At 66.7% G+C, this 25,517-nt stretch carries 29 protein-coding genes and 2 tRNA genes; 13 read left to right on the plus strand and 18 right to left on the minus strand.

All coding sequences use genetic code 11. The features are described 5' to 3' along the window. Nucleotides 1-88 precede the first annotated feature (88 nt). The 3 genes from ABDV78_RS07995 to ABDV78_RS08005 all read left to right on the plus strand — a co-directional run bounded on the left by ABDV78_RS07995 (nucleotide 89) and on the right by ABDV78_RS08005 (nucleotide 1,273). Nucleotides 89-164 (plus strand) — tRNA-Lys (locus ABDV78_RS07995). Nucleotides 165-242: 78 nt separating this feature from the next. After that, nucleotides 243-605 carry a DUF6481 family protein gene (locus ABDV78_RS08000; RefSeq protein WP_343526844.1) on the plus strand — a complete coding sequence of 121 codons (363 nt, stop codon included), beginning with the start codon at nucleotides 243-245 and terminating at the stop codon, nucleotides 603-605. After that, nucleotides 602-1,273 (plus strand): spermidine synthase, encoded by a 672-nt coding sequence (locus ABDV78_RS08005; RefSeq protein WP_343526845.1) that lies wholly within the window; start codon nucleotides 602-604, stop codon nucleotides 1,271-1,273. Before ABDV78_RS08000 ends, ABDV78_RS08005 begins: the two co-directional genes overlap by 4 nt. A 13-nt stretch (nucleotides 1,274-1,286) precedes the next feature. Here the strand turns inward: ABDV78_RS08005 and ABDV78_RS08010 are convergent, their stop codons facing one another. The 6 genes from ABDV78_RS08010 to ABDV78_RS08035 form a co-directional block, all read right to left on the minus strand. After that, on the minus strand, nucleotides 1,287-1,469 hold the full coding sequence (locus tag ABDV78_RS08010) for a DUF4169 family protein (RefSeq protein WP_343526846.1): 183 nt from the start codon (nucleotides 1,467-1,469) through the stop codon (nucleotides 1,287-1,289). Beyond that, a complete protein-coding gene (locus ABDV78_RS08015; protein WP_343526902.1) occupies nucleotides 1,469-2,848 on the minus strand; it encodes a phospholipase D-like domain-containing protein in 1,380 nt (459 codons plus the stop codon). The genes ABDV78_RS08010 and ABDV78_RS08015 overlap by 1 nt, the downstream gene beginning before the upstream one ends. Nucleotides 2,849-2,992: 144 nt before the next feature. Further along, complete coding sequence (locus tag ABDV78_RS08020; RefSeq protein WP_343526847.1) at nucleotides 2,993-4,036, minus strand: sulfate/molybdate ABC transporter ATP-binding protein; 1,044 nt, start codon at nucleotides 4,034-4,036, stop codon at nucleotides 2,993-2,995. Continuing rightward, complete coding sequence (gene cysW, locus ABDV78_RS08025; protein WP_343526848.1) at nucleotides 4,033-4,878, minus strand: sulfate ABC transporter permease subunit CysW; 846 nt, start codon at nucleotides 4,876-4,878, stop codon at nucleotides 4,033-4,035. The genes ABDV78_RS08020 and cysW overlap by 4 nt, the downstream gene beginning before the upstream one ends. Next, nucleotides 4,875-5,705 carry a sulfate ABC transporter permease subunit CysT gene (gene cysT / locus ABDV78_RS08030; protein WP_343526849.1) on the minus strand — a complete coding sequence of 277 codons (831 nt, stop codon included), beginning with the start codon at nucleotides 5,703-5,705 and terminating at the stop codon, nucleotides 4,875-4,877. Before cysT ends, cysW begins: the two co-directional genes overlap by 4 nt. A gap of 4 nt (nucleotides 5,706-5,709) precedes the next feature. Next, nucleotides 5,710-6,744 carry a sulfate ABC transporter substrate-binding protein gene (locus ABDV78_RS08035; protein WP_343526850.1) on the minus strand — a complete coding sequence of 345 codons (1,035 nt, stop codon included), beginning with the start codon at nucleotides 6,742-6,744 and terminating at the stop codon, nucleotides 5,710-5,712. Nucleotides 6,745-6,948: 204 nt separating this feature from the next. On the opposite strand from ABDV78_RS08035, the gene ABDV78_RS08040 reads away from it, so the two are divergent. After that, nucleotides 6,949-8,391 (plus strand): NAD-dependent succinate-semialdehyde dehydrogenase, encoded by a 1,443-nt coding sequence (locus ABDV78_RS08040; RefSeq protein WP_343526852.1) that lies wholly within the window; start codon nucleotides 6,949-6,951, stop codon nucleotides 8,389-8,391. A gap of 85 nt (nucleotides 8,392-8,476) precedes the next feature. On the opposite strand, the gene ABDV78_RS08045 is transcribed toward ABDV78_RS08040, so the two are convergent. Further along, nucleotides 8,477-8,845, minus strand: coding sequence for a helix-turn-helix domain-containing protein (locus ABDV78_RS08045; RefSeq protein ID WP_343526853.1), 369 nt, complete (start codon nucleotides 8,843-8,845; stop codon nucleotides 8,477-8,479). A gap of 109 nt (nucleotides 8,846-8,954) precedes the next feature. Between ABDV78_RS08045 and ABDV78_RS08050 the strand changes: the two genes are divergently transcribed. Together ABDV78_RS08050 and ABDV78_RS08055 are read left to right on the plus strand one after the other, a co-directional pair. Then, nucleotides 8,955-9,563: an NAD(P)-dependent oxidoreductase gene (locus ABDV78_RS08050; RefSeq protein ID WP_343526854.1), complete on the plus strand. Its 609-nt coding sequence runs from the start codon at nucleotides 8,955-8,957 to the stop codon at nucleotides 9,561-9,563. A gap of 142 nt (nucleotides 9,564-9,705) precedes the next feature. Beyond that, nucleotides 9,706-9,781, plus strand: a tRNA-Lys gene (locus tag ABDV78_RS08055). Nucleotides 9,782-9,923: 142 nt separating this feature from the next. Here ABDV78_RS08055 and ABDV78_RS08060 read toward each other — a convergent pair. Beyond that, nucleotides 9,924-11,549 (minus strand): peptidase S10, encoded by a 1,626-nt coding sequence (locus ABDV78_RS08060; protein WP_343526855.1) that lies wholly within the window; start codon nucleotides 11,547-11,549, stop codon nucleotides 9,924-9,926. A 133-nt stretch (nucleotides 11,550-11,682) separates the two neighbouring features. Continuing rightward, nucleotides 11,683-14,274: a M1 family metallopeptidase gene (locus ABDV78_RS08065; protein ID WP_343526856.1), complete on the minus strand. Its 2,592-nt coding sequence runs from the start codon at nucleotides 14,272-14,274 to the stop codon at nucleotides 11,683-11,685. A gap of 141 nt (nucleotides 14,275-14,415) precedes the next feature. Here ABDV78_RS08065 and ABDV78_RS08070 point away from each other — a divergent pair, with 141 nt between their 5' ends. After that, complete coding sequence (locus tag ABDV78_RS08070) at nucleotides 14,416-15,369, plus strand: nitronate monooxygenase family protein (RefSeq protein WP_343526857.1); 954 nt, start codon at nucleotides 14,416-14,418, stop codon at nucleotides 15,367-15,369. A 19-nt stretch (nucleotides 15,370-15,388) separates the two neighbouring features. Here the strand turns inward: ABDV78_RS08070 and ABDV78_RS08075 are convergent, their stop codons facing one another. Together ABDV78_RS08075 and ABDV78_RS08080 are read right to left on the minus strand one after the other, a co-directional pair. Continuing rightward, the gene (locus tag ABDV78_RS08075) at nucleotides 15,389-15,850 is read right to left on the minus strand and encodes a DUF1465 family protein (protein ID WP_343526858.1); all 462 of its coding nucleotides are present in this window, start codon (nucleotides 15,848-15,850) and stop codon (nucleotides 15,389-15,391) included. Nucleotides 15,851-15,940: 90 nt separating this feature from the next. Continuing rightward, nucleotides 15,941-16,138, minus strand: coding sequence for a DUF465 domain-containing protein (locus tag ABDV78_RS08080; RefSeq protein WP_343526859.1), 198 nt, complete (start codon nucleotides 16,136-16,138; stop codon nucleotides 15,941-15,943). Between the two features lie 208 nt (nucleotides 16,139-16,346). Between ABDV78_RS08080 and ABDV78_RS08085 the strand changes: the two genes are divergently transcribed. Beyond that, nucleotides 16,347-16,502, plus strand: a complete 156-nt coding sequence (locus ABDV78_RS08085; RefSeq protein ID WP_343526860.1) for a YdcH family protein — start codon at nucleotides 16,347-16,349, stop codon at nucleotides 16,500-16,502. 201 nt (nucleotides 16,503-16,703) lie between these two features. Here the strand turns inward: ABDV78_RS08085 and ABDV78_RS08090 are convergent, their stop codons facing one another. The 6 genes from ABDV78_RS08090 to ABDV78_RS08115 form a co-directional block, all read right to left on the minus strand. Beyond that, a complete protein-coding gene (locus ABDV78_RS08090) occupies nucleotides 16,704-17,108 on the minus strand; it encodes a PilZ domain-containing protein (RefSeq protein WP_343526861.1) in 405 nt (134 codons plus the stop codon). Between the two features lie 182 nt (nucleotides 17,109-17,290). Continuing rightward, entirely contained in the window at nucleotides 17,291-17,752 is a 462-nt protein-coding gene (gene dksA, locus ABDV78_RS08095; protein ID WP_343526862.1) for an RNA polymerase-binding protein DksA, read from the minus strand. 490 nt (nucleotides 17,753-18,242) lie between these two features. After that, complete coding sequence (locus ABDV78_RS08100; RefSeq protein WP_343526863.1) at nucleotides 18,243-18,383, minus strand: hypothetical protein; 141 nt, start codon at nucleotides 18,381-18,383, stop codon at nucleotides 18,243-18,245. Nucleotides 18,384-18,535: 152 nt separating this feature from the next. Continuing rightward, on the minus strand, nucleotides 18,536-18,898 hold the full coding sequence (locus ABDV78_RS08105) for a hypothetical protein (RefSeq protein WP_343526864.1): 363 nt from the start codon (nucleotides 18,896-18,898) through the stop codon (nucleotides 18,536-18,538). 12 nt (nucleotides 18,899-18,910) lie between these two features. Further along, nucleotides 18,911-19,126, minus strand: a complete 216-nt coding sequence (locus ABDV78_RS08110; RefSeq protein ID WP_343526865.1) for a hypothetical protein — start codon at nucleotides 19,124-19,126, stop codon at nucleotides 18,911-18,913. 27 nt (nucleotides 19,127-19,153) lie between these two features. Further along, nucleotides 19,154-19,669 carry a host attachment family protein gene (locus tag ABDV78_RS08115; RefSeq protein ID WP_343526866.1) on the minus strand — a complete coding sequence of 172 codons (516 nt, stop codon included), beginning with the start codon at nucleotides 19,667-19,669 and terminating at the stop codon, nucleotides 19,154-19,156. Between the two features lie 89 nt (nucleotides 19,670-19,758). Here ABDV78_RS08115 and serS point away from each other — a divergent pair, with 89 nt between their 5' ends. The 5 genes from serS to tyrS all read left to right on the plus strand — a co-directional run bounded on the left by serS (nucleotide 19,759) and on the right by tyrS (nucleotide 24,933). Continuing rightward, nucleotides 19,759-21,036: a serine--tRNA ligase gene (serS, locus tag ABDV78_RS08120; RefSeq protein WP_343526867.1), complete on the plus strand. Its 1,278-nt coding sequence runs from the start codon at nucleotides 19,759-19,761 to the stop codon at nucleotides 21,034-21,036. Continuing rightward, complete coding sequence (gene surE, locus ABDV78_RS08125) at nucleotides 21,036-21,800, plus strand: 5'/3'-nucleotidase SurE (protein WP_343526868.1); 765 nt, start codon at nucleotides 21,036-21,038, stop codon at nucleotides 21,798-21,800. Before serS ends, surE begins: the two co-directional genes overlap by 1 nt. A 209-nt stretch (nucleotides 21,801-22,009) precedes the next feature. Then, on the plus strand, nucleotides 22,010-23,104 hold the full coding sequence (locus ABDV78_RS08130) for a peptidoglycan DD-metalloendopeptidase family protein (RefSeq protein ID WP_343526869.1): 1,095 nt from the start codon (nucleotides 22,010-22,012) through the stop codon (nucleotides 23,102-23,104). Between the two features lie 112 nt (nucleotides 23,105-23,216). Then, nucleotides 23,217-23,639: a hypothetical protein gene (locus ABDV78_RS08135; RefSeq protein ID WP_343526870.1), complete on the plus strand. Its 423-nt coding sequence runs from the start codon at nucleotides 23,217-23,219 to the stop codon at nucleotides 23,637-23,639. Between the two features lie 67 nt (nucleotides 23,640-23,706). Next, on the plus strand, nucleotides 23,707-24,933 hold the full coding sequence (gene tyrS, locus ABDV78_RS08140) for a tyrosine--tRNA ligase (protein ID WP_343526872.1): 1,227 nt from the start codon (nucleotides 23,707-23,709) through the stop codon (nucleotides 24,931-24,933). A 111-nt stretch (nucleotides 24,934-25,044) separates the two neighbouring features. Here the strand turns inward: tyrS and ABDV78_RS08145 are convergent, their stop codons facing one another. After that, nucleotides 25,045-25,485, minus strand: a complete 441-nt coding sequence (locus ABDV78_RS08145) for a DMT family transporter (protein WP_343526873.1) — start codon at nucleotides 25,483-25,485, stop codon at nucleotides 25,045-25,047. Between the last annotated feature and the right edge of the window lie 32 nt (nucleotides 25,486-25,517).

The following is a 25,517-nucleotide window of genomic DNA, read 5'->3' on the forward strand; positions in this document are numbered from 1 at the left end:
AAAGCGTTTGCAAAGCGTGATCACAATGCTAAAGGCGCGCCTCCCGATCACGAGGCGGGCCGCCGGACGGCCTGACGAGCGTGACGCCGGACGCATAGCTCAGTTGGTAGAGCAGCTGACTCTTAATCAGCGGGTCCTTGGTTCGAGCCCAAGTGCGTCCACCAGTTTCTCCAACGGCTCCGCAGCGATGCGGGGCCGTTGTGCATTGGGCCCTTGCAGCCCTTCAGCGGGATAGATGATTGATGGCAGGATATAAGGTTCCCGGTTTCGCCGATCGTGCCGCAGCCTCGCGCGACGCCAAGGCCGCCGCACTCGAGCGGCTGCGCAACAAGGCCGCGCCCGACCCGGCGATGGTCGCCGCCCGCGCCGCCGCGCGCGAGGCCAAGGAAGCCGCCGACGCCGAGCGCCGCGCCGCGCACAAGGCCGCGATCGAACAGGAAAAGGCCGCGCGCGAGGAAGCCCGCGCCAAGGCCCAGGCGGAGGCCGAAGCCGCCGCAGAAGCCGCTGCCGCCGCCGCACGTCCGCCGGTCGTCCCCACGGCCGCCGAACTGAAGGCCGCGCGCGACGCCCGCTACGCGGCTCGCAAGGCGCGCCAGGGCAAATGACCCCGCGCGAGCTGCTCGGCATTGCCGAAGTGCCGGGCGGCGAGCCCCTGCGGTTGTTCCGCCGGGGCAAGGACTTCATGATCGTGCTCGACCGCAATGAGCTAATGAGCACGCGGATGAGCGGTTCGGAAGTGGCGCTGGGCACGATGACCTGCGACCGCCTGGGCGGCCGCCCTGCCCCGCATCTGTTGATCGGCGGCTATGGCATGGGCTTTACCCTGCGCGCGGTCCTCCAACGGCTGGGTCGCGACGCGCGGGTGACGGTGGCCGAACTGGTGCCCGGCATCATCGAATGGGCGCGTGGCCCCATGTCCGAGCTGACCGCCGGATGCCTGGACGACCCCCGCGTGACGCTGGCCATGGGCGATGTCGGCAATGCGATCTATGCCGGGCGCGGGCAGTATGACGCCATCCTGCTCGACGTCGACAACGGCCCCGACGGGCTGACCCGTCCCGCCAATGACGGGCTCTACTCGAACCGGGGGCTGGACGAGGCGCGCGTCGCGCTCAGGCCCGGCGGCGTGCTCGCCATCTGGTCGGCGGCCCCCGATCCGGTCTTCACCCGGCGATTGTCGCGGGCGGGCTTTACCGTCGATGAAGTGCGGGTGCGGGCGCGCGAGAACGGCAAGGGCGCCACCCACACCATCTGGTTCGCGATACCGCGCTGAGGGCCGATCGGGCTTAAGCGTCCTTGTCCCGCTTGGCCCCGTCCAGCTCGCGACGCAGGCGTTCCTGTTCATCGGCATCGCGTTGCTTCTCGGCCTTGGTGCGGCCGAACCGGGCACGGTTCTCGGCGGCTTGTCGTTCGGCCGCCTTTCGCACAACGGCTTTGCGTGCCTGGCGAAAGTTGATGATCTCCGCCATCAGCGTCGCCGCAGCCGCCGGAACAGCCCCTTGCGGCGGCTGAGTGCTTCGAACATCTCGTCCGGCCCCTCTGGGTCCAGCACCTCGTTGTCGGCCAGCCATTGCTCGACGCTCGACAGGTCGGGCACTTCATAGGGGCGCAGCGTACGCCCCCCCTGCCCACGCAACGCCTCGACCGCCGCGATCAACGAGCCGGTGCGCGCGATCGTCTCCCCCACCTGCGCCGGGACGATCCCCAGATGTTCGGCCAGCAGATCATCACGGATCGCCAGGATTCGCCGCCCCGCCGCGCTGTCCGGCTCGACCGCGATCGCCAGGTCGCACTCGGTATCCAGCCGCATCGAGCGGTTGTTGAGATTGGACGATCCCAGCCGGAGCACGCGGTCGTCGGCGATCAGGATCTTGGCATGGCAATAGATCGGCTCGCCCCCGGCGGTGAAGGGGTGGTAGAGCTTCAACCGTCCATGCCGGTCCCGCCGCCGCAACGCCTCGACCAACCGCGCGCGCGCGGTATCCATCGCGATCGGCTCCAACCAGCCTTGCGCGGTCAGCGGGTTGATGATGACGAATTCGGGTCCGTCCGCCTCGTCCAGCCGCCGCGCGATCGCCTCCGCCACCCGGCGCGAAGCGAAATACTGGCTCTCGATATAGACATAACGCTCGGCCCGCGCGATCTGCGCCAGGAACAGCGCCTCATTCTCATGCACCGGGGCCTGGTCGTCCATCTCGGGCATGGTGCGGGCGATGGCGACGGGCTGGTCGGTGAAGTCGGGCTCCAGCCCCTCGGGCCAGCAGCTCGCCCCCGGTATAGCGGGCTCCATGGGCTTGCCCCCCGCGGCGCGCCAGCGCTCGCGGAACAGCGCGCCCAGCGCTTGGGTGACGGGCCCCTCCACCGCGCTGATGGCATCGTGCCAGGGCTTGTAGGGCTGTCCGCCCGGACGCTTTCGACCGGGATCATGGTCGCGATGCTCGCGCGTGTCCCACCGGTCGCCGGTCATGTCGATACCGCCGCAAAAGGCGAGCTGGTCGTCGATGATGACGATCTTCTGGTGATGCGAGGCGGCGACCGGATGATGGCCATCCAGCTTGGTATGGATGCGCTTGTGCGCCATCCATTTCAGCATGGTGAAGAAGGTCCGCCCCCGGAACATCGACTTGAGCGCCCCGGTATCCCAGCGGAGCAGGAAGATTTCGAGTTCGGGCTGCCGCTGAACCAGTGAATAGATGAAGTCGCCCAGCGATTCATCCGGTGCCTCGTCATGGTCCAGCACGATCCGCGCGTCGAAGTCCCAGCCGATCAGCAGGATCTGCCGCCGCGCGTTTAGCATCGCCCGGCGCGCCATGCGGAAATATTTCTCCGCATCGACGATGACCGCCATCCGGTCCGCCTGCTCGATCCGCCAGCATTCCTGTCCGACCCTCAACCTCGATCTCCCATTTGCGACCGCCTCCATGCCCGCCCCCTTCCGGGCTGGCAAACGGGCAAACGGTTGCGAGGGTGAAATGGTCCGCCGGACGCGGTGTCAGGTCGTCGCAAAAATCCGGTAGCGCGTCGGCCGTAGCGACAGACTGTCACCCGCCTCCGCCGGCGTTTCGACGGGCAGGTCGAAGGTCAACGGATCGGCCAGCCCGGCGATCTGCGCGGTGATACGACGCGACCGGCCGATCGGACGGCTGGTCAGGACGGTCACGGACAAGGCGTCGGCCGCGCCGGCCTGCGCCGTCTCGACATCGTGCGGGCGGATATGCAGTTCGCCTTTGCCCTGCCCCTGCGCTTCGTCGCCCAGCGTCGCCAGCCCCTGCCCGACAGTCGCCAAACCATTGCCGCGCGCGACGGGCAGGCAATTGGTCTCGCCGATGAAGGACGAGACGAAGGCGGTCGCCGGCTCGGCCTGGACCTCATGCGGCGTCCCGATCTGCTCGATCACGCCGCCGCGCATCACGACGATCCGATCGGCCAGTTCCAGCGCCTCCTCCTGATCATGCGTCACGAAGATCGAGGTCAGCCCCGTCTCGTCATGGATCCGACGCAGCCAGCCGCGCAGATCCTTTCGCACCTGCGCGTCGAGCGCACCGAACGGTTCGTCGAGGAGCAGCAGTCGCGGCTCGATCGCCAGCGCACGGGCCAGCGCGACCCGCTGCCGCTGGCCGCCCGACAATTGCGCGGGAAAGCGGTCGCCGACCCCCGGCAACTGGATCAGCGCGAGCAGTTCGGCGACCTTGGCCGCGATCACCGCCTTGCCGGGCCGATCGCGCCGCTTGCGTACCGTCAGGCCGAAGGCGATGTTCTGCGCCACCGTCATGTGGCGGAACAGCGCGTAATTCTGGAACACGAAGCCGATCCGGCGCTCGGCGGCGGGGGTGTCGGTCATGTCCTGCCCCTCGAACAGCACATGGCCCTCGTCCGCGAAGTCGAGCCCCGCGATCGTGCGCAGCAGCGTCGTCTTGCCCGACCCCGACGGCCCCAGCAGCGCGAGGAACTCACCCGGCCGGGTTTCCAGTGATACGCGGTCCAGCGCGGTGAAGCCCCCGAAACGGCGGGAGATATTCTCGACAGTGATGCTCAATGCGCGGCTCCCGCCCGATGGATGCCGAAACGCCATTCCAACACGGTCTTCACTCCCAAAGTCACGAGCGCCAGCGAGGCGAGCAGGGAGGCCACCGCGAACGCGCCGACAAAATCATATTCGTTATAAAGAATCTCGACATGCAGCGGCATGGTGTTGGTCAGACCCCGGATATGGCCCGACACCACCGACACCGCGCCGAACTCGCCCATCGCGCGGGCATTGCAAAGCAACACGCCATAGAGCAGCCCCCAGCGGATATTGGGCAAAGTGACATGCCAGAAGGTCTGCCACCCGCTCGCCCCCAGCGACCGCGCCGCTTCCTCGTCGTCGCGCCCCTGTTCGGCCATCAGGGGGATCAGTTCGCGTGCCACGAAGGGAAAGGTCACGAACACCGTCGCCAGCACGATGCCCGGCACCGCGAAGATGATCCGCACGCCATGCTCGGTCAACCAAGGCCCCAGCCAGCCCTGCGCACCGAACACCAGTACGAAGATCAGGCCGGACACCACCGGCGACACCGAAAAAGGCAGGTCTATCAAAGATATAAGAAGGCTTTTTCCGCGAAAGTCGAACTTCGCGATCGCCCAGGAAGCAGCCACGCCGAACACCGCATTGACCGGCACCGCGATCGAGGCGACGAGCAGGGTCAGGCGGATCGCCGCAAGTGCATCGGGGTCCGACACCTCCTGGACGAACACCTGCCACCCCTTGGCCAGAGCGCCCGCGAAGACCATGACCAGCGGCAGGAACAGGAACAGCGCGAGGAAGACGAAGCCGATGCCGATCAGCGCCCGACGCGCGACAGGACTCTCCTGCGTGGTGGGGTTGGACGCGCTCATCGCGTGCCCCGCTTCGCGCGCCAGGCCTGGAGAAGATTGACGAACAGCAGCATCGCGAAGGACAGGATCAGCATCACACAGGCGATCGCCGTCGCGCCGTCATAGTCAAACTGTTCGAGCTGGGTGATGATGAGCAGCGGCGCGATCTCCGACTTGAAGGGCATATTGCCCGCGATGAAGATGATCGAGCCATATTCGCCGACACCGCGCGCAAAGGCGAGCGCGAAACCAGTCAGCAGGGCGGGCGCGATCGCGGGCAGGATGATCCGCCGAAAGGTCTGTCCGCGCGTCGCCCCCAGTGTCGCCGCCGCCTCCTCGACATCGCGTCCTAGGTCCGCCAGCACTGGCTGAACCGAGCGAACAATGAAGGGCAAGCCAATGAAAACCAAGGCGATTGCAACGCCCAATGGAGTATAGGCGACCTTGATGCCCAGCGGCGCCACCAGCGACCCGATCCAGCCATTGTCCGAATAGAGCGACACCAGCGCGATGCCCGCCACCGCCGTTGGCAGCGCGAAGGGCAGGTCGACCGCCGCGTCGATCAGCTTCTTGCCCGGAAATTCGTAGCGGACGAGGATCCACGCGATCAGCAATCCGAACACCGCGTTGATCGCCGCCGCCGCCAGCGCCGCGCCGAAACTCAGGCGATAGGCCGCCAGCGCGCGCGGCGACAACCCGACCTCGGCAAAACCTTCCCAGCCCATGCCCGCCGCCCGCACGACCAGCGCGGACAGCGGCAACAGGACGAGCAGTCCCAACCACAACAGGGTCATGCCCATGGTCAGGCCGAAGCCCGGCAAGGCCGACCGGCGTTTAGCCCCCCTCATGCGATCAACGCCGCCCGGCCTTGCCGCCATAAATGGCGTCGAACACGCCGCCATCGGCGAAGAAACGCTTCTGCGCCGCGGCCCAGCCGCCAAAGTCGCGGATCGTCACCATCTCCAGCTTGGGAAAGGTCGCGGCATGTTTGGCCAGCACCGCCTGATCGCGCGGCCGATAGAAGTTGCGCGCGGCGATCTCCTGCCCCTCGGGCGTGTAGAGGAATTTGAGATATTCGGTCGCGACCTGCTCGGTGCCGTGCGCCTTGGCATTGGCGTCGACCACCGCAACCGGCGGCTCGGCCAGGACCGAGATGGAGGGCACGACGATGTCGAACTTGCCCGCGCCCAGTTCCTTCTCGGACAACAGCGCCTCATTCTCCCAGGCGATCAGCACATCGCCCAGGCCACGCTCGACAAAGGTCGTCGTCGCGCCGCGCGCGCCCGAATCCAGCACGGGAACATGGGAATAGAGATTGGCGACATATTTCTGCGCGGCCGCCTCCGACCCGCCCGCCTTCCTGCCATAGGCCCAGGCGGCCAGGAAATTCCACCGCGCACCGCCGCTCGTCTTGGGGCTGGGCGTGATGACCTGCACGCCCGGCTTCACCAGATCGGCCCAGTCGCGAATGCCCTTGGGATTGCCCTTGCGGACCAGGAACACGATGGTCGAGGTGTAAGGCGCGCTATTGTCCGGCAGACGGGTCTGCCAATTGGCGGGCAGCAGCTTGGCCCGCTCGGCAATGGCGTCGATGTCATAGGCGAGCGCCAGCGTCACCACATCGGCCGAGAGCCCGTCGATCACCGAACGCGACTGCTTGCCCGATCCGCCATGGCTCATCCGAAACGAGACGGTCTGGCCGGTCTTGTCCTTCCACTGCTTGGCGAAGGCGGCGTTCACGTCCTTGTAGAGCTCGCGCGTCGGATCATAGCTGACGTTCAGCAGCTCGACCGAGCCCTTGCCGCCGCTGCCGCCGCCCGAGCAGCCGGACAGGCCGATCGCCCCGATCATCAACGCGGCAAAGACTGCCGAAAATGGTGCTCGCATATGGACCTGTCCCTTTCGTTTCGGCGCGTAACCTATCTCGATCCCCCCGATAGGAAATGCCGGAATGCTTGGGACGCACAAAGCCCCGCTTTTGCTCCCTCGGTCCCGACAGAGGCCCGATCCGACGCCACCCGGCCTTGCATCGACCGCCGACAAGGCCGATCTCCCGCCCGCATCATCCTCATTATACCGAAAAGGACGCGCATGACCGCCCCGCATTTTGACGTGACGAACGGCTTGTACATCGCCGGCGAGTGGCTGGGCGCGGAGGGCCGCGAGACCCAGACCGTGCTGAACCCGGCGACTGGCGCGGCGCTGGGCGACCTGCCGCTCGCCACCACCGCCGACATGGATCGCGCGCTGGAGGCTGCCGCGCGCGGCTTCGAGACGTGGCGCAAGACGTCGCCGCAGGAGCGCGCCGCCGTGCTCCAGCGCACCGCCGCCCTGGTCCGCGAGCGCGCCGAGGAGCTGGCCCGGCTCGCCACGATCGAGGAAGGCAAGCCGATCGTCGAGGCACGCGGCGAAGTCGCCGCCACGGCCGCGCTGCTCGACTTCCACGCGGGCGAGGCGGTCCGAATCTATGGCCGCGTCCTGCCGCGCCCGACCGGCACCCGCTCGCTGGTGCTGCACCAGCCGGTCGGTCCCGTCGCGGCCTTCTGCGCCTGGAACTTCCCGGTGATGAACCCGGTGCGCAAGCTGTCGCCGGCCATCGCCGCGGGTTGCTCGGTCATCCTGAAGCCCAGCGAGGAAACCCCGGCCAGCGCGATCGCCATCCTGCGCTGCTTCCAGGACGCCGGGCTGCCCGGCGACGTGGCGCAACTGGTCTTCGGCGTGCCGGACACGGTGTCGCGCCACCTGCTGGCCTCGCCCGTCACCCGCAAGCTCAGCTTCACCGGCTCGGTGCCGGTCGGCAAGCACCTGCTCAAGCTCGCCGCCGATACCGTCATGAAATCCACCATGGAACTGGGCGGTCACGGCCCGGTGCTGGTGTTCGACGATTGCGATCTCGACAAGACGCTCGACATCCTGGTCACCCACAAGTTCCGCAATGCGGGCCAGGTCTGCGTCGCGCCCACCCGTTTCCACGTGCAGGAGGGGATTTACGAGCGTTTCGCCAAGGGCTTTGCCGAGCGCGCCGCCGCGTTGAAGATCGGTGACGGCCTGTCGTCGGACACGCAGATGGGGCCGATGGCCAATCCGCGCCGCCCCGAGGCGATCGGCGCGATGATTGAGGATGCGGTGCGCTCGGGTGCGCGGATGCTGACCGGCGGCGAGGCCAGGGGCAGCGGGAACGGCTTCTTCTTCTCGCCCACCGTGCTGGCCGACGTCTCGCTCGACGCCAAGGCGATGAACGAGGAACCGTTCGGCCCGATCGCGCTGATCCGCCCCTTCGCCACCACCGAGGATGCGATCGCCGAGGCGAATCGCCTGCCCTTCGGCCTGGGCGCCTATTGCTTCACCGAAAACGGCCGCCGCCAGAACCAGTTGGGTGACGAGATCGAGGCCGGGATGGTCGCGATCAACACGGTGCGCCTGAGCTGGGGCGACGCGCCGTTCGGCGGGGTCAAGGAAAGCGGCTATGGCTCGGAGGACGGCCCCGAGGGCATTGCGAACCACATGATCACCAAGGCGGTCCATATCGCCTGATATGGGGACGGAAGGGCCTCGTCGGCGGCGAGCCCCTTCCACCATCGGCCGCCCCTCTCCATCCCAGGATAGGGGCGCGATATCCTCAGCTGCGTGCCCGGTACGCCGCCCGCGCCGCATCCACCGCCGGCTTGTGCGTATCGGCCCAGCGGATCAGCCCGCGCATCGGCTCCAGGAATGAACGTCCCAATGGGGTCAGTCGGTATTCGACGCGCGGCGGCACCTCGGCATGGACGGTGCGCTCGACAAAGCCATCCTCCTCCAGCCGCCGCAGCGTGCGCGACAGCATCTGTTTGGACACGTCCCCGATCCGGCGGAGCAGCATGTTGAACCGCAACGTCTCCGGCTCGAGCGCGGCAAGGATCAACAGGCTCCACTGGTCGCCGATCCGATCGAGCACGTCGCGGATCGGGCACCCGCTCCCTCCCGTCAGCAGGGGTGGCGGAGCGGTCACGTCGGCGTGACCTTGTCCCTTTGAAATGACGTCTTGTGGGTCGGCGGCGCTCTGCATAACTCGCTGGTCTATAAAGTGGACCGACGGGTCAAGACGAAAGGACGTCATCATGAATATCGCGCTGATCGGGGCATCGGGAAACGCGGGCTCGCGCATTCTGAAGGAATTGTCGGACCGTGGGCATCAGGTGACAGCGATCGCTCGCCAACCCGACCGGGTCGCCGCCCTGCCGGGGGTAGAGGCGGTGGCGGGAGACACGAGCGACCCCACCGCCCTCGCCGCGACGCTGAAAGGCCATGACGCGGTCGTCAGCGCGCTGATGTTCCACTCGACCGATGCGCAGAAGCTGATCGATACGGTCCGTGCATCCGGCGTCGCCCGCTATCTGGTCGTGGGCGGCGCGGGCAGCCTGGAGGTCGCCCCCGGCCAGCGGCTGATCGACCAGCCGAGCTTCCCGGAGGCGTACAGGACGGAGGCGAGCGCGGGGGCCGTTTTCCTCGACCAGCTCCGCGCCGCGGACGACCTCGAATGGACCTTCCTCTCCCCCTCGGCGATGTTCGGGCCCGGCGAGCGGACGGGCGTGTTCCGACTGGGCACCGACACGCTGCTGTCCAACGATAAGGGCAGCAGCATCTCCTATGAGGATTTCGCCGTCGCGCTGGTCGACGAGATTGAACAGCCCCGCCATATCCGCCGCCGCTTCACCGTCGGCTATTGATCGTCGCGTCGATGGGGATCGGGAGAGCCGGTCCCCATCGCAAGAAAAATGTCAAAAACCCCCTTGGCAGGTGGGAGTCGCTCCGCTAACAGCGCGCCACCAGCCGGGGACATCGCTCCCCGCCGTGCCGCAGACCGGCATTGGACGCATAGCTCAGTTGGTAGAGCAGCTGACTCTTAATCAGCGGGTCCTTGGTTCGAGCCCAAGTGCGTCCACCATTTTCCGTATCCCTGTTACATATCGATCACCCGGATCGAAGCGCGAAAGCCGCTTCGCCGATCGCCATGCCAATTCGACATGGCCCCCTGTTCCCCGGAGCGATCAGGCCCATGATCGCCCCAGGGACAGGTGCTCATCCGGTCAGTTGCCCCGCCGGTCGGAGCGGGCCGCCCCCTGCGCCGAAGGTGGAACCGGCGGCGTGGCCGACTTCGCGTCGCTGACCGCTTCGTCATACCAGCGCGACAGATCTGCCTTCATGCTGTGCAGCGCATCCGGGTTCAGATAGGTCATGTGGCCCGCCGGATAATAAGCGAACCGCAGATTCGCCTGTTGCGCGGGCTCCAGCATCATGTGGCCCAAGTCGTTCTCGGTCCCGAAGAACGGCGTCGCCATGTCGTAATAGCCGTTCATCGACAGCACCTTCAGATACGGGTTCGCCCGCATCGCGGCGGCGAGGTCGATCGCGGTGTTGGGGTTGTTCTGCGACCCGTCGGGTGCCCTGTGCTTCCAGTTCCAGGTCCAGCCCGCCGCATCACGCGCCGACAGGCGATAGGGCAGCTCGGTCTTGTAGCCGAGCGTCGATTGCAGATAGTCCTGGAAGGACGCGATGTAAGCTCCTGAGATCGCGTCCGAAGAAGCATCCGTCTCCGGCCGCTCGCCCGCCGCGTCGGTGTCGATGCCCAGATAGCGCGAATCGAACCGTCCCACCGTCCGCGCCGATCCGCGCAACAGCTCCTTCTGGAACCGCGGCAGGTCGATGCGCAGGTTCGCACGCTTGATGAACTCGGGCGAGAGGCCGATCAGACGGCTCATCTGCTCGGCGATCTGGTCGCGCTCCTGGGGCGAGATGCCCTGCCCCTTGGCCAGCGCCGACATGTACGGCCCGACCGCAAAGGCCCGCGCCTGCGCCACCACCGTCGCGACATCGGCGGGTCGGTCGGGCAGGCGATTGTGATACCAGGCGGTCGCGGCATAGCTGGGCAGGTAATTCAGATAGACCTGGTCCAGCCCCGGCTGGCGATAGCCGTAATTCATGATCGAACTGAGCAGCACGACCCCGTTCAGCGCCATGCCCCGCTCCTGCAACTGATAGGCCAGCGCGCCCGAGCGCAGCGTGCCATAGCTTTCGCCGAGCAGGAACTTCGGGCTCATCCAGCGGCCATATTTGGTGACGTAACGCTGGATCGCCTTGGCGAAGACATCGACATCCTCGTCCACACCGTAAAATTGCGCGGGCTTCATATCGCCGAGCGGCCGCGAATAGCCCGATCCCATCGCGTCGATGAAGACGAGGTCGGTCTTGTCGAGCAGCGAGTCCGGGTTGGGGCCGACATCATAGGGCGCGGGCCGCACGAATTCCGGGCTGGTCGTACGGATGCGGATCGGTGCGAACGAGCCCATGCGCAGCCAGAAGGAAGGAGACCCCGGCCCGCCATTGTAAAGAAACGTCACCGGCCGCCTGGTGCCGGGCTTCGTACCGTCCAGCGTATAGGCGGTGTAGAACATCGAGGCGGTCGGCTTGCCCTCGATATCCCGGACGGTCAGCGTGCCCGCCGAGGCGATATAGGGATAGGCCCGACCATTGATCGTCACGCTGTCGCGATGGCGCACCTCGGTTTCCTCCAGCGGCGCGCGCGCCCAGGAGGCTTCCGCCTCGGCCTTGGCGGCGGCGTCGTGCGGTGGTTTCTTCTCCCCCTCCTCCTGTGCGGCAAGCGGTGCGGTCAGCGCGGTGGCGGCAAGGAGAAGGGCAAGACAGTTGCGGATCACGAAAGGCTCACGAAATGAATGACTGGAACATCATCGTTTCGTGTTTTGGATGGCAAGGCAAGGGGTTCGCTTCGCCCTGCCCCGCCATCACCAAGCCGACGCCCGGTGGTGGCAGGGCAGAGCCGAACCCTGGTCAGCGAGCCAGCCACGCCTCGACGGCAGGCTTCAGGCGATCGCCAACCGCCTTGCGGACCGCGATCTGCGAGATGGAGCGCTTGGCCCCACCGCGCGAGCCCTCGGGCAGGTTGGCGGCGGCCCAGCGCTCGATCTTGCCGGGCATGGCCGGATCGTTCGATCCCGCGCCCAGACCGACGATGAAGGTCGAACGGTTGCTTTCCTCCAGGAAGCTGTCGACCAGCGGCTTGTTCGCCGCCGCCCAGTCGAACGCCATGTCGGGATGGGCGCCCGCCACCGAGCGGAGCAGCGCGGCGCGCTGCGGCGGGGTGAAGGTGTCGCCCTTGAGCAGGTTCAGCGCCCGACGCGCCGCAACCTCGTCCTCGGCAAAGCCCAGCAGCGAGACATAGCGGTTCTTCACCACCGGATTGCGCTCGGCCTTGGCGAGGTCGAGCAGCTTCTCCCACTCGGCCGGCGTCGCGCGGGTGGCATAGGTCGCCAGGATCGGCTGGCGGATCGGGGCCGGAATGGCATCGGGATTCTTGGCGAGCGCCGCGACATAACCCTGCGCCCGCGCCGCCACCATGGCGTCACCGCTGGCCCCCAGCCGTCCGATCAGCGTCTCGCGCAGATTGCTGACGAGCGCACTGTCGTCGGGCTTCGCCTCGAACCCGATGCGGGCCAGCACCGGCGACAGGATCGCCGCGACCTTGGCGCGCAGCGGCTTTTCGAGCGGCGTGCCCTTGTACAGGCCGTCGAGGCGCGACAATTCGCCCGCCACCGTCTGCCACTCCAGCGGATCGGCCTCGGGCGAGACCTGCGCCATCAGGTCGAACCAGCGGCTCAGGTCCTGATAACCGCCCGCCGCCAGCGCATAATCATCGCCCAGCGTCCCCAGCCGGTCCTCCAGCGACAGCCTGGCATAATCGCGCACGATCGCGGCATGGCCCGCATCATCATACATGACCCGCGTATAGGAACCCTTGCCCCGGTTCAGGACCAGCGTACCGCAGCCGCCGACACTGACCGGCGCGGGCGTCGCGCCGGTGACGATCGCGCTCGTCTCGCTCCCACCGGCGCCGATGGTGGCCACGCGGATCGGCACATGCCAGGTCTGCGGCGCCTTCGAGGCTTCATCGAGCCCGAACCGGCCCTGGGACAGCATCGCGACCGTCTTGCCGCCTTCGCAGCGCGAACCCTGCAGCGTGATCAGCGGCACGCCGCCCTGCAGCGTGAAATCGTGCGCGATCGTCGCGACATTGGTGCCCGACGCCCTGGACAGTTCTTCCCAAAGCTGTTCGGTGACGGTGTTCTGGTATTTGTACTTGGCCATATAGGCGCGGATGCCCTTGCGGAACGTGTCCGCGCCCAGCGTCGATTCGAGCATCCCGATCACCGCCTGCCCCTTGAGATAGGTGATGCTGTCGAACGCCTCGCCGATCTGGTCGACCGTATCGACCTTGCGGATGATCGGATGGGTCGCGGCGGTCGCGTCGATGCCCATGGCGGACTCGCGCTCGCCCGCGATGCTGGCCGCGGCGGCCTTCCAGCTCGGGTTCAGGTCATTCGACGCCTTGCCCTCCATCCACGAGGCGAAACCCTCGTTCAGCCAGAGGTCGTCCCACCAGCGCGGAGTGACGAGATCGCCGAACCACTGATGCGCCATCTCGTGCGCGACGACCGTGTGGATGCGTTGGCGGTTGCTCTCCGACATGACCTGCGGATCGAAGAGCAGTTCATTCTCGAAATAGAAGATCGCGCCCCAATTCTCCATCGCGCCGAAAAACTGGCTGGAGCCCGGCCCGGCGATCATGTCCATCTTGGGCAGCGGATAGGGCGTGCCAAAATAATCATTGTAATAGGACAGCAGCTTGGTCGCCGCGCCCAGCGAATAGTCGCCCTGATCGACAACCCCCTTGCGACTGACGACGCCGATCTGGACGCCGCTCGCCTCCACCGTCTTGCGGTCCAGATTCCCCGAGCCGAAATAGAGCAGATAGCTCGACATCACCGGGGTCTCGTCGAAACGATAGAGTTGGCTGCCATCGGCCTGGCTGGTGATCGAGGTGGCGGGCATGTTGCTGATCGCGCGCTGCCCCTTGGGCGCGGTGGCGGTCAGGCGGAATCGGGCCTTGAAGGCGGGTTCGTCCCACATCGGGGCGAAACGGCGGGCATCGGGAGCTTCGAACTGGGTCGCCAGCATCCGGTCGGGCGTGCCGTCGGCATTGGTATAGTCGATCGCGAACAGGCCGTTGGCGGAACGATTGATCGTGCCGGTCCAGGCAAGGCCGACCTTGTGCCGACCGACCGAGGCCAATTGCGGCAGCGTGAGGGTAAGCGTCTGCGCGGCCTTGTCCAGCGCGAAGGGCACAGGCTTGCCATCGAAGGTCGCGGCGGTGACCGTCAACTCGGCGGCGTTGAGGACAATGGTCGCCGTCGCCTGGCGCACATCGACGTCCACCGTCTCTTGCCCGGAGAAGGTCATCGCCTTGGCATCGGGCCGCACCGTGATGTCATACAGGACCGGCGCCACCGTTTGCGGCAACTGGCCCGCCGCCAGTGCCGAGGTGGAGACGGTCAGGCCCAGAAGGACCGGAAACGCAAACTTCATGGGAAACAACGCCTTTCAAAAGGAATGGGCAAATCTCTAAGCCCTCGTCCGATCAAAGCAACTGACGCGCATGTCATAACGTTACACGCCAGAATGGGGCGACGGTCTGGACAGGCTTGACGTTTACGTTATCGTCAAGCCATGAACCTGCCCCCCATCCTGAGTCGCCTGACCCTCCCCGCCATCGGGTCGCCGCTGTTCATCATCTCGAACCCTGATCTGGTAATCGCGCAGTGCAAGGCGGGGATCGTCGGCTCCTTCCCGGCGTTGAATGCGCGGCCGGCGAGCCTGCTCGACGAGTGGCTGCATCGGATCACCGAGGCATTGGCAGCACATGACCGCGCCCATCCCGATCGCCCGGCGGCACCCTTCGCGGTCAACCAGATCGTGCACCGCTCCAACGATCGGCTTGAGGCGGACCTCGCGGTGTGCGCGAAATGGAAGGTGCCGATCGTCATCACCTCGCTCGGCGCGCGGGAGGACGTGAACGCCGGTGTACACGCCTGGGGTGGCATCACGCTGCACGACGTGATCGACGATCGCTTCGCCCGCAAGGCCATCGACAAGGGCGCGGACGGCCTGATCGCGGTGGCGACCGGGGCAGGTGGCCATGCTGGGCGACTATCCCCCTTCGCGCTGGTGCAGGAAATCCGGCAATGGTTCGACGGACCGCTCGCGCTGGCAGGAGCGATCGCGACCGGCGATGCGATCCTGGCGGTACAGGCGATGGGCGCGGACCTTGCCTATATGGGCTCGCCCTTCATCGCCACGGTCGAGGCGAATGCCGCCCAGGCCTATAAGCAGGCGGTGGTCGAGGGGCGGGCCGGCGACATCGTCTATTCCAGCCTGTTCACCGGCGTACACGGCAATTATCTGCGCGCCTCTATCATCGCAGCGGGCCTCGACCCCGATCACCTGCCCGAGGGCGACGCCGCGCATATGAATTTCGGCGGCGGCCAGGCGGCCAAGGCCTGGCGCGACATTTGGGGCGCAGGCCAGGGCATTGGCGCGATCGACGCGATCCTGCCCGTTGCCGATCGCATCACGATACTGGCCCGCCAATATACCGCGGCCCGCACGCGCCTGTCGCTCTGAAGCCGCAGCGGGCGGCCGGTCAGAAGGCGCTGCCGAGCCGGGCCTGAAGCATTTGCACCGGACTGGCACTCAAGCGACCGGCATCGGAGATTTGATCCAGCCTCTCGACCCGGCGATGCAGGTCCAGGCTCGCCTGGGCCAGGAACTGCGCCCGGTCGGGCAGCGCGGCAACCATCGCAGGGTCCGAATCGGGGGAACACCCCAGTCGCCGCATCGGATCGCGGGCATCCGACCAGTCCATCTCCCCGGCTTCCACCGCGCGCTGCGTCATGACCCAGGCGATGACGTGCATCAGCCGGGTCGTGACCTTCAGCGACTCGCACGAAAAGGCCACGCGGCTCACCGGGTCGAGCTGTTCGCGCTCTTCACGGCCGATACCGTCGAAATAGTCGCGCGCCGTCTCCGCCAGCACCATCGCCTCGGCATAGAGGCCGTCGATCAGCTTCGATTGGAACGGAGAGTCGAAAGTGGCGCACAGCATGGCCTTATCGGTCGCATGTCTCTCATCATCCAGACAAGGGCCGCTCATGGCGGTACCTGTCCCGTTACGAGCCTGTCGGAAGCGACAGGATCAGGCGATAATGTCGGGAATCAGCCGGTCTTCGAGCTCCGCCAGTTCGTCACGCAGTCGCAACTTGCGCTTCTTAAGGCGGGCGATCTGCAACTGATCGGGGGTCGGTGCCTGCGAAAGGGCGTAAATCGCATCGTCCAGATCGCGATGCTCCACGCGCAACATGTCGATCCGCGCGCGTGCCAGCGTGACGTCCATACTGCCCTCATTTTCGATCCGCCGACACGGTGATGCGCGGCACCCGGACATTCCTCTAGCAAGCCGTCCCGGTCGCGGCGAGAGGCACCTGCACGTCGTCGCGCCAAATCGCTCGGTCGGTCGATTCCACAGAAATTGCATGGGGACATCCGACGCGTTTGGTGATTTACTCATCACCCCAAAACAACGGACAGGAGGTTGAAGCCCTATGCATACGGCGCATCAAACAGCCCTGGAGACCCGGCATGCCTCGCTGGATCGGCGCATCAGTGCCGAATCGCAGCGTCCCGTGCCCGACGCGCTGATCCTGGCGGATCTCAAGAAACAGAAGCTCAGGCTGAAGGAAGAGATTCAGGGCCTGTAGGAGGAGCCCACAGATCATGTCGGCCGCGCGGGTCATCCGGCCCGCCGCGGCCTTTTTGATCGCGCAGCGCCCCCCGTCCGGGCTCCAGACCCGATCGCCCCCCACACCTGACACGCTCGCGCTCCTCCCCCTCACGGCGAGGAATGGAGACGATGATCCGGTGGAGTATCGGTCGGTCCGGGACCGGACCGTGCCAAAAGATCAGTGGCTGAACGGACGCGTTCTTGGTGTGACCGGGGGTTTGGCATAATCGGGCGTCGACGTGCCCCCGCCAACCGGCTTTCGCACCTTTTTGGGATCGATAACGCGATCGAAGGCGACACCCACCCGCCCGGAGGTGCACCAGGCGATCCGCCCGCTGACCAAGCCCACGCCGCGCAGGTCGATCCGAACCGGCGTGCCGATCTCGACCACGACGGGCAGTTCCGCCATCAATCCGCCCTCGGAGATGTTGCGCACGCGCACATCGCGCGGCGTGGTTTCGTCGGCCAGCGTCATGGGCGCCATCAGCAGCAGGCTGTCGCGCTGCCCCGTCCTTTGGCTATCATCCAGTTCGTCATTCGACATTTCCGGCTCCTGGCCGGGATCGCGATCCGTCGCGCTCATATCGCCATCCGTGGGTAATCTAAGTTCCAGAGCGATCACGCGTTACGCCCCGGCTCATTTCGATTTACTTAATACACGGAAGGAAATTCAGCTCGGCCCATCGGCGGGCGGAGCCTTGAAAAACGACAGGATGCACCGGGCGGACCGCCGATCGTTCGACGATCCGCCTCGGCCATGCGGCTTCAGTCGTCGCGCGAGACCTTTTCGTTGCGCTCGTGCCGTTCCTGCGCCTCCACCGTCATGGTCGCGATGGGGCGCGCCTCCAGCCGTCCCAGACTGATCGGCTCGCCGGTCACTTCGCAATAGCCATATTCGCCTTCGTCGATGCGGCGCAGCGCGGCATCGATCTTGGAGATCAGCTTGCGCTGCCGATCACGGGTTCGCAGTTCGATCGACCAGTCCGTCTCGCTCGACGCGCGATCGGTCAGATCGGGCTCTCTCAGCGAATCGATCTGGAGTTGGGAGAGCGTTCCCTGCGCCTCCCGCTGGATCGATTCCTTCCACGCGATCAGCTTGCGCCGGAAATAGGCCTGCTGATTCACGTTCATGAACGGCTCGTCCGGGCTCGGACGATAATTCTCGTCGATATCGTTGGCCTCATCCGGGCCGGTGGAATCCGTCACGCGATTAAACACCGTCGCCATACCACTCTCCCAAAGGGCCCGTCGGTCCGACGTTCGGCACCAAGTCCTCGGGGCCGCCCCCTAATGGTCGAGAGCGCCTATATCCGGTGCCACCGCTTGTCGCAAGCGACCGGCATTTCGTCGTTATCGAGATTTTCATAATAATATTGCGAGGCGAACGGGATATGCCCGAAATCGGGCGCTGCAAAGGATTGTCCCTACCCGATCGTCGAAAATGGCAACCTGGGCCCTTTGGATCGGCGGCGCCCCTTCGATCGGCGGCGCGAGGCCAACGGGCTTTCCCCGGGGCATGAGGCCCCAAAGCCCCCCGGAGCGGTAAATTCTTGACGTCGATGCGCACCCGAATCCCAATACTGAACGGGTGGCACCAACAATTGTCTTTGAGGTTAAGCCATTTTCGACAATGGAATAATAAGACAACTATGCAAAAACCGTCTGGGCGGCGCGGCGGCAGGGCCGTTTTGCCGAACCGTTTGAGGAAGTTGGGATGTCAGTTCGAATGGCCTTGGCGAAGCTCGCGGCATGTGCTGCTGGCGGAGCCGTGATCGGCGGCGGCGCCGTTCATATGGTCGAAAGCCCCAAGCGCCCCGCCCTGATCAAGCAGACCAAGGTCAAGAAGCGCATCGTCCATCGCGCACGCCCCACAAAGCTGGTCCGCCCCCTCGTAACACACCGCACGACGACGACGACCCCGCCCCCGACCGTCATCACCGTGACGACCCAGGATCCGCCGATACCGATTCCCCTGCCCAAATCGGATCCGCCGCTGGCGACCGGCGGCGGCTATATCCCCGCCGTGATCGGTGGCTGGGGCGGCGGCTTCGGGGGATGGGGCGGTGGCTTCGGGGGCGGCTTCGGTTTCGGGGGGAGCGGCGGGTCGAGCGGAAGCATCGTCGTGTCCTCGACCAGTAGCGGCGGCTCCACCTCCACCTCATCGGCCTCGGGCGGCTCCGGCGGATCGTCGTCGGGCAATGTTTCGAGCACCTCGTCATCGGGTGGATCGGGTGGTTCTTCCTCATCGACCTCGACGGGCGGCGTCAGCAGCACGTCGTCCTCCGGCAATGTGTCGAGCACATCCTCCTCGGGCAATGTCTCCTCGACCAGTTCGTCTTCGGGCGATGTCAGCTCATCGAGCGCCTCTTCCACGTCGACGGGCGGTTACAGTTCCAGCAGCAATGGCTGGTCGTCCAATGGCTCGTCGGCCAGTTCATCCTCCTCCAGCGCGTCCTCGGCGTCGAGCGCATCCTCTGCCAGCAGCGCCTCTTCGTCGGGCAACGACACGCCTCCGACGACGCCCGTTCCCGCACCACCGATGGTCCTGCTGTTCGGCAGCGCGGCGGCGGCGCTGGTGATCCGGCGGCGGCTCGCCAGCAAGGTCTGATCCGCCGCCGGGGGGCGGCATCACGCCTTCTGCAGCGCGGCCTCGATCTCCGGCACGGGATGGCCGGTCAGGTCCTTCGCCAGCTCGCCGATCAGCCGGTCCTCGACCACCTTGTGGTAATGTTTACGGAGTTCACCCAGCGTCTTGGGCGGCGCGACGACGATCAGCGATTCGAATTCATTCGCCAGCGCCCGCCGCTTGAGCATCTCCGCGGTCTCGGCGGCGAAGCGATCCTCCTCCTGCTGGTGATGGTCGGTTTCCCCCATCGACCCGCGCGAGGCCGCGAACTGCGCCCCCTGGCCGCCGCCGCCCGCCTGGTTCGACCCGCCCTGCGCGATCGCGGGGGCCCCCGCACCGCTCTGCGTCGACGAGGCGGAGCCGGCACGGTCGGTCTTCTGGTCGCGGTCGGCGGGATTGGGGTGCTCGACCGCATGTTCGACCATCAGATTGGGATATTCGGCATCCCCTTCGTTACGGAAGAACAGGCTCTTGCGGCCATCGACGACCAGCACGAAGCTGTTATGCGGGACATGCATCGCGTATCTCCTTGATTGTGCAACAGAGTAACGCGGGCGCTTCGCCACGGGTTGCGTGACGGCGGAGCGAAGGCCATAGCCTCGCCCCCATGCACGACATTCGCCTGATCCGGGACGACCCCGCCGCCTTCGACGCCGCGCTTGCCAAGCGGGGCGCTTCCCCCCAGGCCGACACGCTGATCGCGGTCGACGAACGCCGCCGCACGATCATCGCCGAGGCACAGGCCGCCCAGACCCGCCGCAACGACCTGTCCAAGCAAATCGGCCAGGCCAAGGCGGCACGCGACGAGGCGCGGGCGCAGCAGTTGATGGACGAGGTCGCCGCGATCAAGGCGCGTCTGCCCGAGCTGGAAGAACAGGAGCGGGCGATCGAGGCCGAACTGAACACCGCGCTGGCCGCCATTCCCAACCTGCCTGCCGCCGACGTGCCGGAAGGCGCGGACGAGAATGACAATGCCCTTGTCCATCAAAAGGGCGAGCCGACGGTCTTCGCCTTCACCGCGCGAGAGCATGACGTGATTGCGCCCGCGCTGGGCATGGATTTCGAGACCGGGGTCGCGCTGTCGGGCGCGCGCTTCACGCTGCTGCGCGGCGCCATGGCGCGGCTGTCGCGTGCGCTCGGCCAGTTCATGCTCGACAAGATGACGGAGGAGAACGGCTTCGAGCTGGTCCAGCCGCCCCTGCTGGTCCGTGACGAGGCGGCGTTCGGCACCGGTCAGTTGCCGAAGTTCGCCGAGGATCTGTTCCGCACCACCGATGGCCGCTGGCTGATTCCGACAGCCGAGGTCTCGCTGACCAACATCGTGCGCGAGGCGATCCTGAGCGAGGCGGAACTGCCGCTGCGCTTCACCGCTCTTACCCCCTGTTTCCGGTCCGAAGCGGGCGCGGCGGGGCGCGACACGCGCGGCCTGATCCGACAGCACCAGTTCGACAAGGTGGAGATGGTGTCGATCACCACCCCCGACCAGTCGGACGCCGAACATGAACGCATGACCGCCGCCGCCGAGGGCGTGCTGGAAGCGCTCGGCCTGCCCTATCGCCGGATGCTGCTGTGCACCGGCGACATGGGCTTCTCGGCGGCGCGCACCTATGACCTGGAAGTCTGGCTGCCCGGACAGGCGCGTTATCGCGAGATTTCGTCCTGCTCGACCTGTACCGATTTCCAGGCACGGCGGATGATGGCGCGGTACCGCCCGACCGAGGGCAAGGGCACGCGCTTCGTCCACACGCTCAACGGTTCGGGGCTGGCGGTCGGCCGGACGCTCGTCGCGGTGATCGAGAATTACCAGCAGGCCGATGGCTCGGTCGTGGTGCCGGACGTGCTGCGTCCCTATCTGGGCGGACAGGCGGTGCTGGAGCCGCGCTGATGCGCATCCTGCTTACCAATGACGACGGCTATCACGCGCCCGGCCTCGCCGTGCTGGAACGGATCGCGGCGACGATCTCCGACGATGTCTGGATCGTCGCGCCCGCCGAGGACCAGTCGGGCACTAGCCGCTCGCTGACCCTGACCCGGCCGATGCGCCTGCGGCAATTCGGCGATCGGCGGTTCGCGGTGACCGGCACGCCGACCGATTCGGTGCTGATGGCGCTGGGCGAGGTCATGGCGGACCGCAAGCCCGACCTGATCCTGTCCGGCGTCAATCGCGGCGCCAATCTGGGTGAGGACGTGTTCTATTCCGGGACAGTTTCCGCCGCGATGGAAGGCGCGATGGCGGGCATCCGTTCGATCGCGCTCAGCCAGCGTTACGCGGCGCAGGGACTGGGCGATGGCGTGTCCTTCGCCACGGCCGAGGCCTGGGGCGCGCGCGTCCTGCGTCCGCTGCTCGACCTGGATTTCGCGCCCCGCACGCTGATGAACGTCAACTTCCCGCCCGTCGCACCGGAGGCGGTGAAGGGCATTCGCGTGACCCGCCAGGGCATGCGCGATTATGGCCGCGCGACCTTCGAGCGGCGCAGCGATCCGCGGGGCTATGACTATTACTGGCTGAAGCTCGGCCGCCTGCCGCACCAGCCGGGTGTCGACACCGATCTGGACGCAATCGCCGAGGATTGCATCGCGGTCACGCCGCTGCATCTCGACCTGACGCACGCGGGATCGCTTGCTATGCTTAACGCCGCATATTGCTGAATACGCTCTGGTGGGGGTTAGGCGTGGGGGTTTCTGACGTGCGTCGGACTGTGGGGATCATCGGGATCGGATGCCTCCTGACGGGCTGTATTCCGAACATGGAGCCACCAACCCGCCCCGCCGATCCGTTTCCAGCGTCCCCCGCTCCGGTCGAGCATCCTGTGCCGGCGACATCGCCGACACCGATCGCGACGCCCCATCCCCAACCGATGACGGGCACGCCCCCGTCGACAACCGCCCGCCCGCCGATCCGCCGATCGGTCCCGGTCGGTCCGGGTGCCACCACCCCAGCCAGAACGGCAGCGCGAACGACACCACGCACGCCCCTTCCCCGGCCTGTCGTCGACACGCCACCACAGGCCCCGGCGGGGCGCACGCCGGTATCGTCGCTGCCCGCCCCGCGTCCGTCCTGGGAAATCCGTCCCGTCACGCCCGATGCGCGCGAGATTGCGGGTTCGACCTATGTCGTCCGGCCGGGCGACACATTGAGCGTCGTCGCCGATCGCAGTGGTGCCGGGTCCGAGGCGATCGCACGCGCCAACAACCTGACGCCGCCCTATGTCATTCGCGCCGGGCAGACCCTGATCATCCCCGCCGGGCGCTTCCATATGGTCCGCTCCGGGGAAAGCGGCATCGCGATCGCGCGCGCTTATGGTGTGCCATGGTCGCGCATCGTCGAGGCCAATGGACTGACCGAGCCCTTTGTCCTGCGGGCGGGCCAGCGCATCCTGATCCCCGGTACACCGATGGGTGCGCCCGCCAGCACCGCGGCCGAGCGGGCGGCGGCCTTCACCCTGGACGTCGATGACATCCTGACCGGCGGCGAACCCGCGCTCGCCACCAATCAGGCCCCCGCCAGGCCCAGCCCAACGCCACGCCGCGTCCTGCCGCCGACCGCCGTCGTCGCGGCGCCGCCACGCCTGAACTCCGGCTTTGCCTGGCCGGTCGAAGGCCGCATCATGAAGCGTTTCGGCGCTGGCTCCAGCGGGGAGCGCAATGACGGCATCAAGATCGCGGTGCCGACCGGCACGCCGATCAAGGCGACGGCCGACGGCGTGGTCGCCTATGTCGGGGACGGGATTGCGGCGTTGGGCGGCCTCGTCATCGTCAAGCATGGCGGAAGCTGGACCAGCGTCTATGGCCACGCCTCCAAGCTGCTGGTGCAGCGCGGGCAGAGCGTGAAGCGCGGCCAGACGCTGGCGCTGTCCGGCCAGACCGGCTTTGCCGACCGGCCCGAACTGCATTTCGAACTGCGTCGTGGCCGCACCCCCGTCGACCCGCTCAGCCAGTTGCCGTCACGCTGATCCCCCGTCCGCCTTCCTGAACATTTGCTAACAGCCGGTTCAGGATTCGGAACGCCGCGGCCTGCCATAGGTTGGCAAGGATCATGGGGCCGTTGCCCCCGGGAGTTGGCGTATGAAGAGGATGCTTCGGATTTTCGCGGTGATCGGCCTGTCCGTGGCCGGTGTGGCGGCCACCACCACGCTTCCCGTGACCAGCGCGCAGGCGCAGGGCTGGCGGGACGATGGCCCGCGTCGCGACCGCGATCGTCGCGACGATCGACGAGACTGGCGCGATCAGCGTCGCGGCGATCAGGGCAATTGGCGTGGCGAACGGTTGGGCGAGCGTCGGGGATGGCGCGACGATCGCGGCTGGCGGGGCGACGACTGGCGTGCCCGGCGCGAGGCGCGTATCGCCCGCGAATATGACCGCGCGCGGCGCACCCCCGGTTATGTCGATCCGCGCTCGCAGGGCGACTATACCAATTACACGGGTCCCGGGTCGGGCTATCGCCCCTGCCGCTATGTCCAGCGCAACGGTCGCACCGTCTGCCGCTGATCGGAACGGACCGGATTGCGCGGCGGAGGGTGACGAACGCGGATCGGCGGTGTAACGGCCAGTCGTTATGGCATACACATCCGATCTGCTTCGCACCCTGGATGAACGGGGTTACGTCCACCAGATGACCGATGCCGCCGCGCTAGACCGGCTGGCGGCGTCGGGGGTGGTGCCCGGCTATATCGGCTTCGACCCCACCGCGCCGTCGCTGCATGTCGGCAGCCTGGTGCAGATCATGCTCCTGCGCCGCATGCAGCAGACCGGCCACAAGCCGATCGTCCTGATGGGCGGCGGCACCGGCAAGATCGGCGACCCCAGCTTCAAGGACGAGGCGCGCAAGCTGCTCGCGGAGGACGGGATCCAGGCCAATGTCGCCTCGATCAAGCGCATCTTCGAACGCTTCCTGACCTTCGGCGACGGCCCCAGCGATGCGGTGATGGTCGACAATGCCGACTGGCTCGACAAGCTGGAATATATCCCCTTCCTGCGCGAGGTGGGGCAGCATTTCTCGGTCAACCGAATGCTCTCGTTCGACTCGGTGAAGCTGCGGCTCGACCGCGAACAGTCGCTCAGCTTCCTCGAATTCAACTACATGATCCTCCAGGCCTATGACTTCCGCGAGCTGGCGCAGCGTCATGGCTGTCGCCTGCAGATGGGCGGGTCGGACCAGTGGGGCAATATCGTCAACGGCATCGAACTGGCCCGCCGCATGGACGGGACCGAGGTGTTCGGCCTGACCACCCCGCTGATCACCACCGCGGACGGCGGCAAGATGGGCAAGACCATGGCGGGTGCGGTCTGGCTGCACGAGGACCAGTTGCCGCATTTCGATTACTGGCAATTCTGGCGCAACACCGACGACCGGGACGTGGGCCGCTTCCTGCGGCTGTTCACCGACCTGCCGCTGGACGAGATCGCGCGTCTCGAAAAGCTGGAAGGCGCGGAGATCAACGAGGCCAAGAAGATCCTCGCCAACGAAGCCACCGCCATGTGCCGTGGCCGCGCGGCGGCGGAGGAAGCGGCCGAAACCGCACGCCGGACCTTCGAGGAAGGCGCGGCGGGTGCGGCTTTGCCGAGCTTTACGGTGACGGGCGGATCGATCCCCATCGTCGATGCGCTGATCGGGCTGGGCTTCGCCAAGTCCAAGGGCGAGGCGCGGCGGCTGATCGCGGGCGGCGGCGCGCGCGTCGATGGCGAGAAGGTGGCGGACGAGAATGCCGTCATCGCGATCGGCGCCGAGCCGGTGAAGGTTTCGTCGGGCAAGAAGAACCACGGGCTGTTGACCGGGGCGTAAGGCCTTCGAGTTCGCTCAGGCTGAACGGGGGTTGGGGAACCAACCCCACTTCCCAAAGCTGTACCCCGGCCTGCGCCGGGGTACGTCCCGGTCGATGGGCCCGCCCCACCGTCACCCGCGCCGCACGACCACCGCCCCCGCGATGACGAGCGCGACGCCGACGACCTTGCCGATCGTCACCGGCTCCACCCGCACCCCGAACAGCCCGAAATGGTCGACGATCAGTGCCGCGACCAACTGGCTCGCGATCGCCGCCGTCAAGGCCACCGAAATGCCCAGCCGGGGCGCGGCATAGGCCAGGACCGCAACAAACCCCGCGCCATAAAATCCGCCCAACCACGCCCAGCCGGGCGCGCCCTTCAGCGTCGCCGGGCCAGTCCGGTCGATCGCCGCCCAGGCGACCATGAGAACCACCGCTCCGATCAGGAACGAGGTCAGCGCCGCCAGCACCACCGACCCCGACGCCTTGGCCAGTGCGGCGTTGGTCGGCGGCTGGATCGCCAGACCGATACCGGCGATCAGGACGAGGATGAGCGGAAAGATGGCAGCCATATCGGCGGACCCAACGCCGGGCGGAACGCTTC

It is taken from the genome of Sphingomonas sp. (assembly GCF_039594485.1).
GTDB lineage: Bacteria > Pseudomonadota > Alphaproteobacteria > Sphingomonadales > Sphingomonadaceae > Sphingomonas.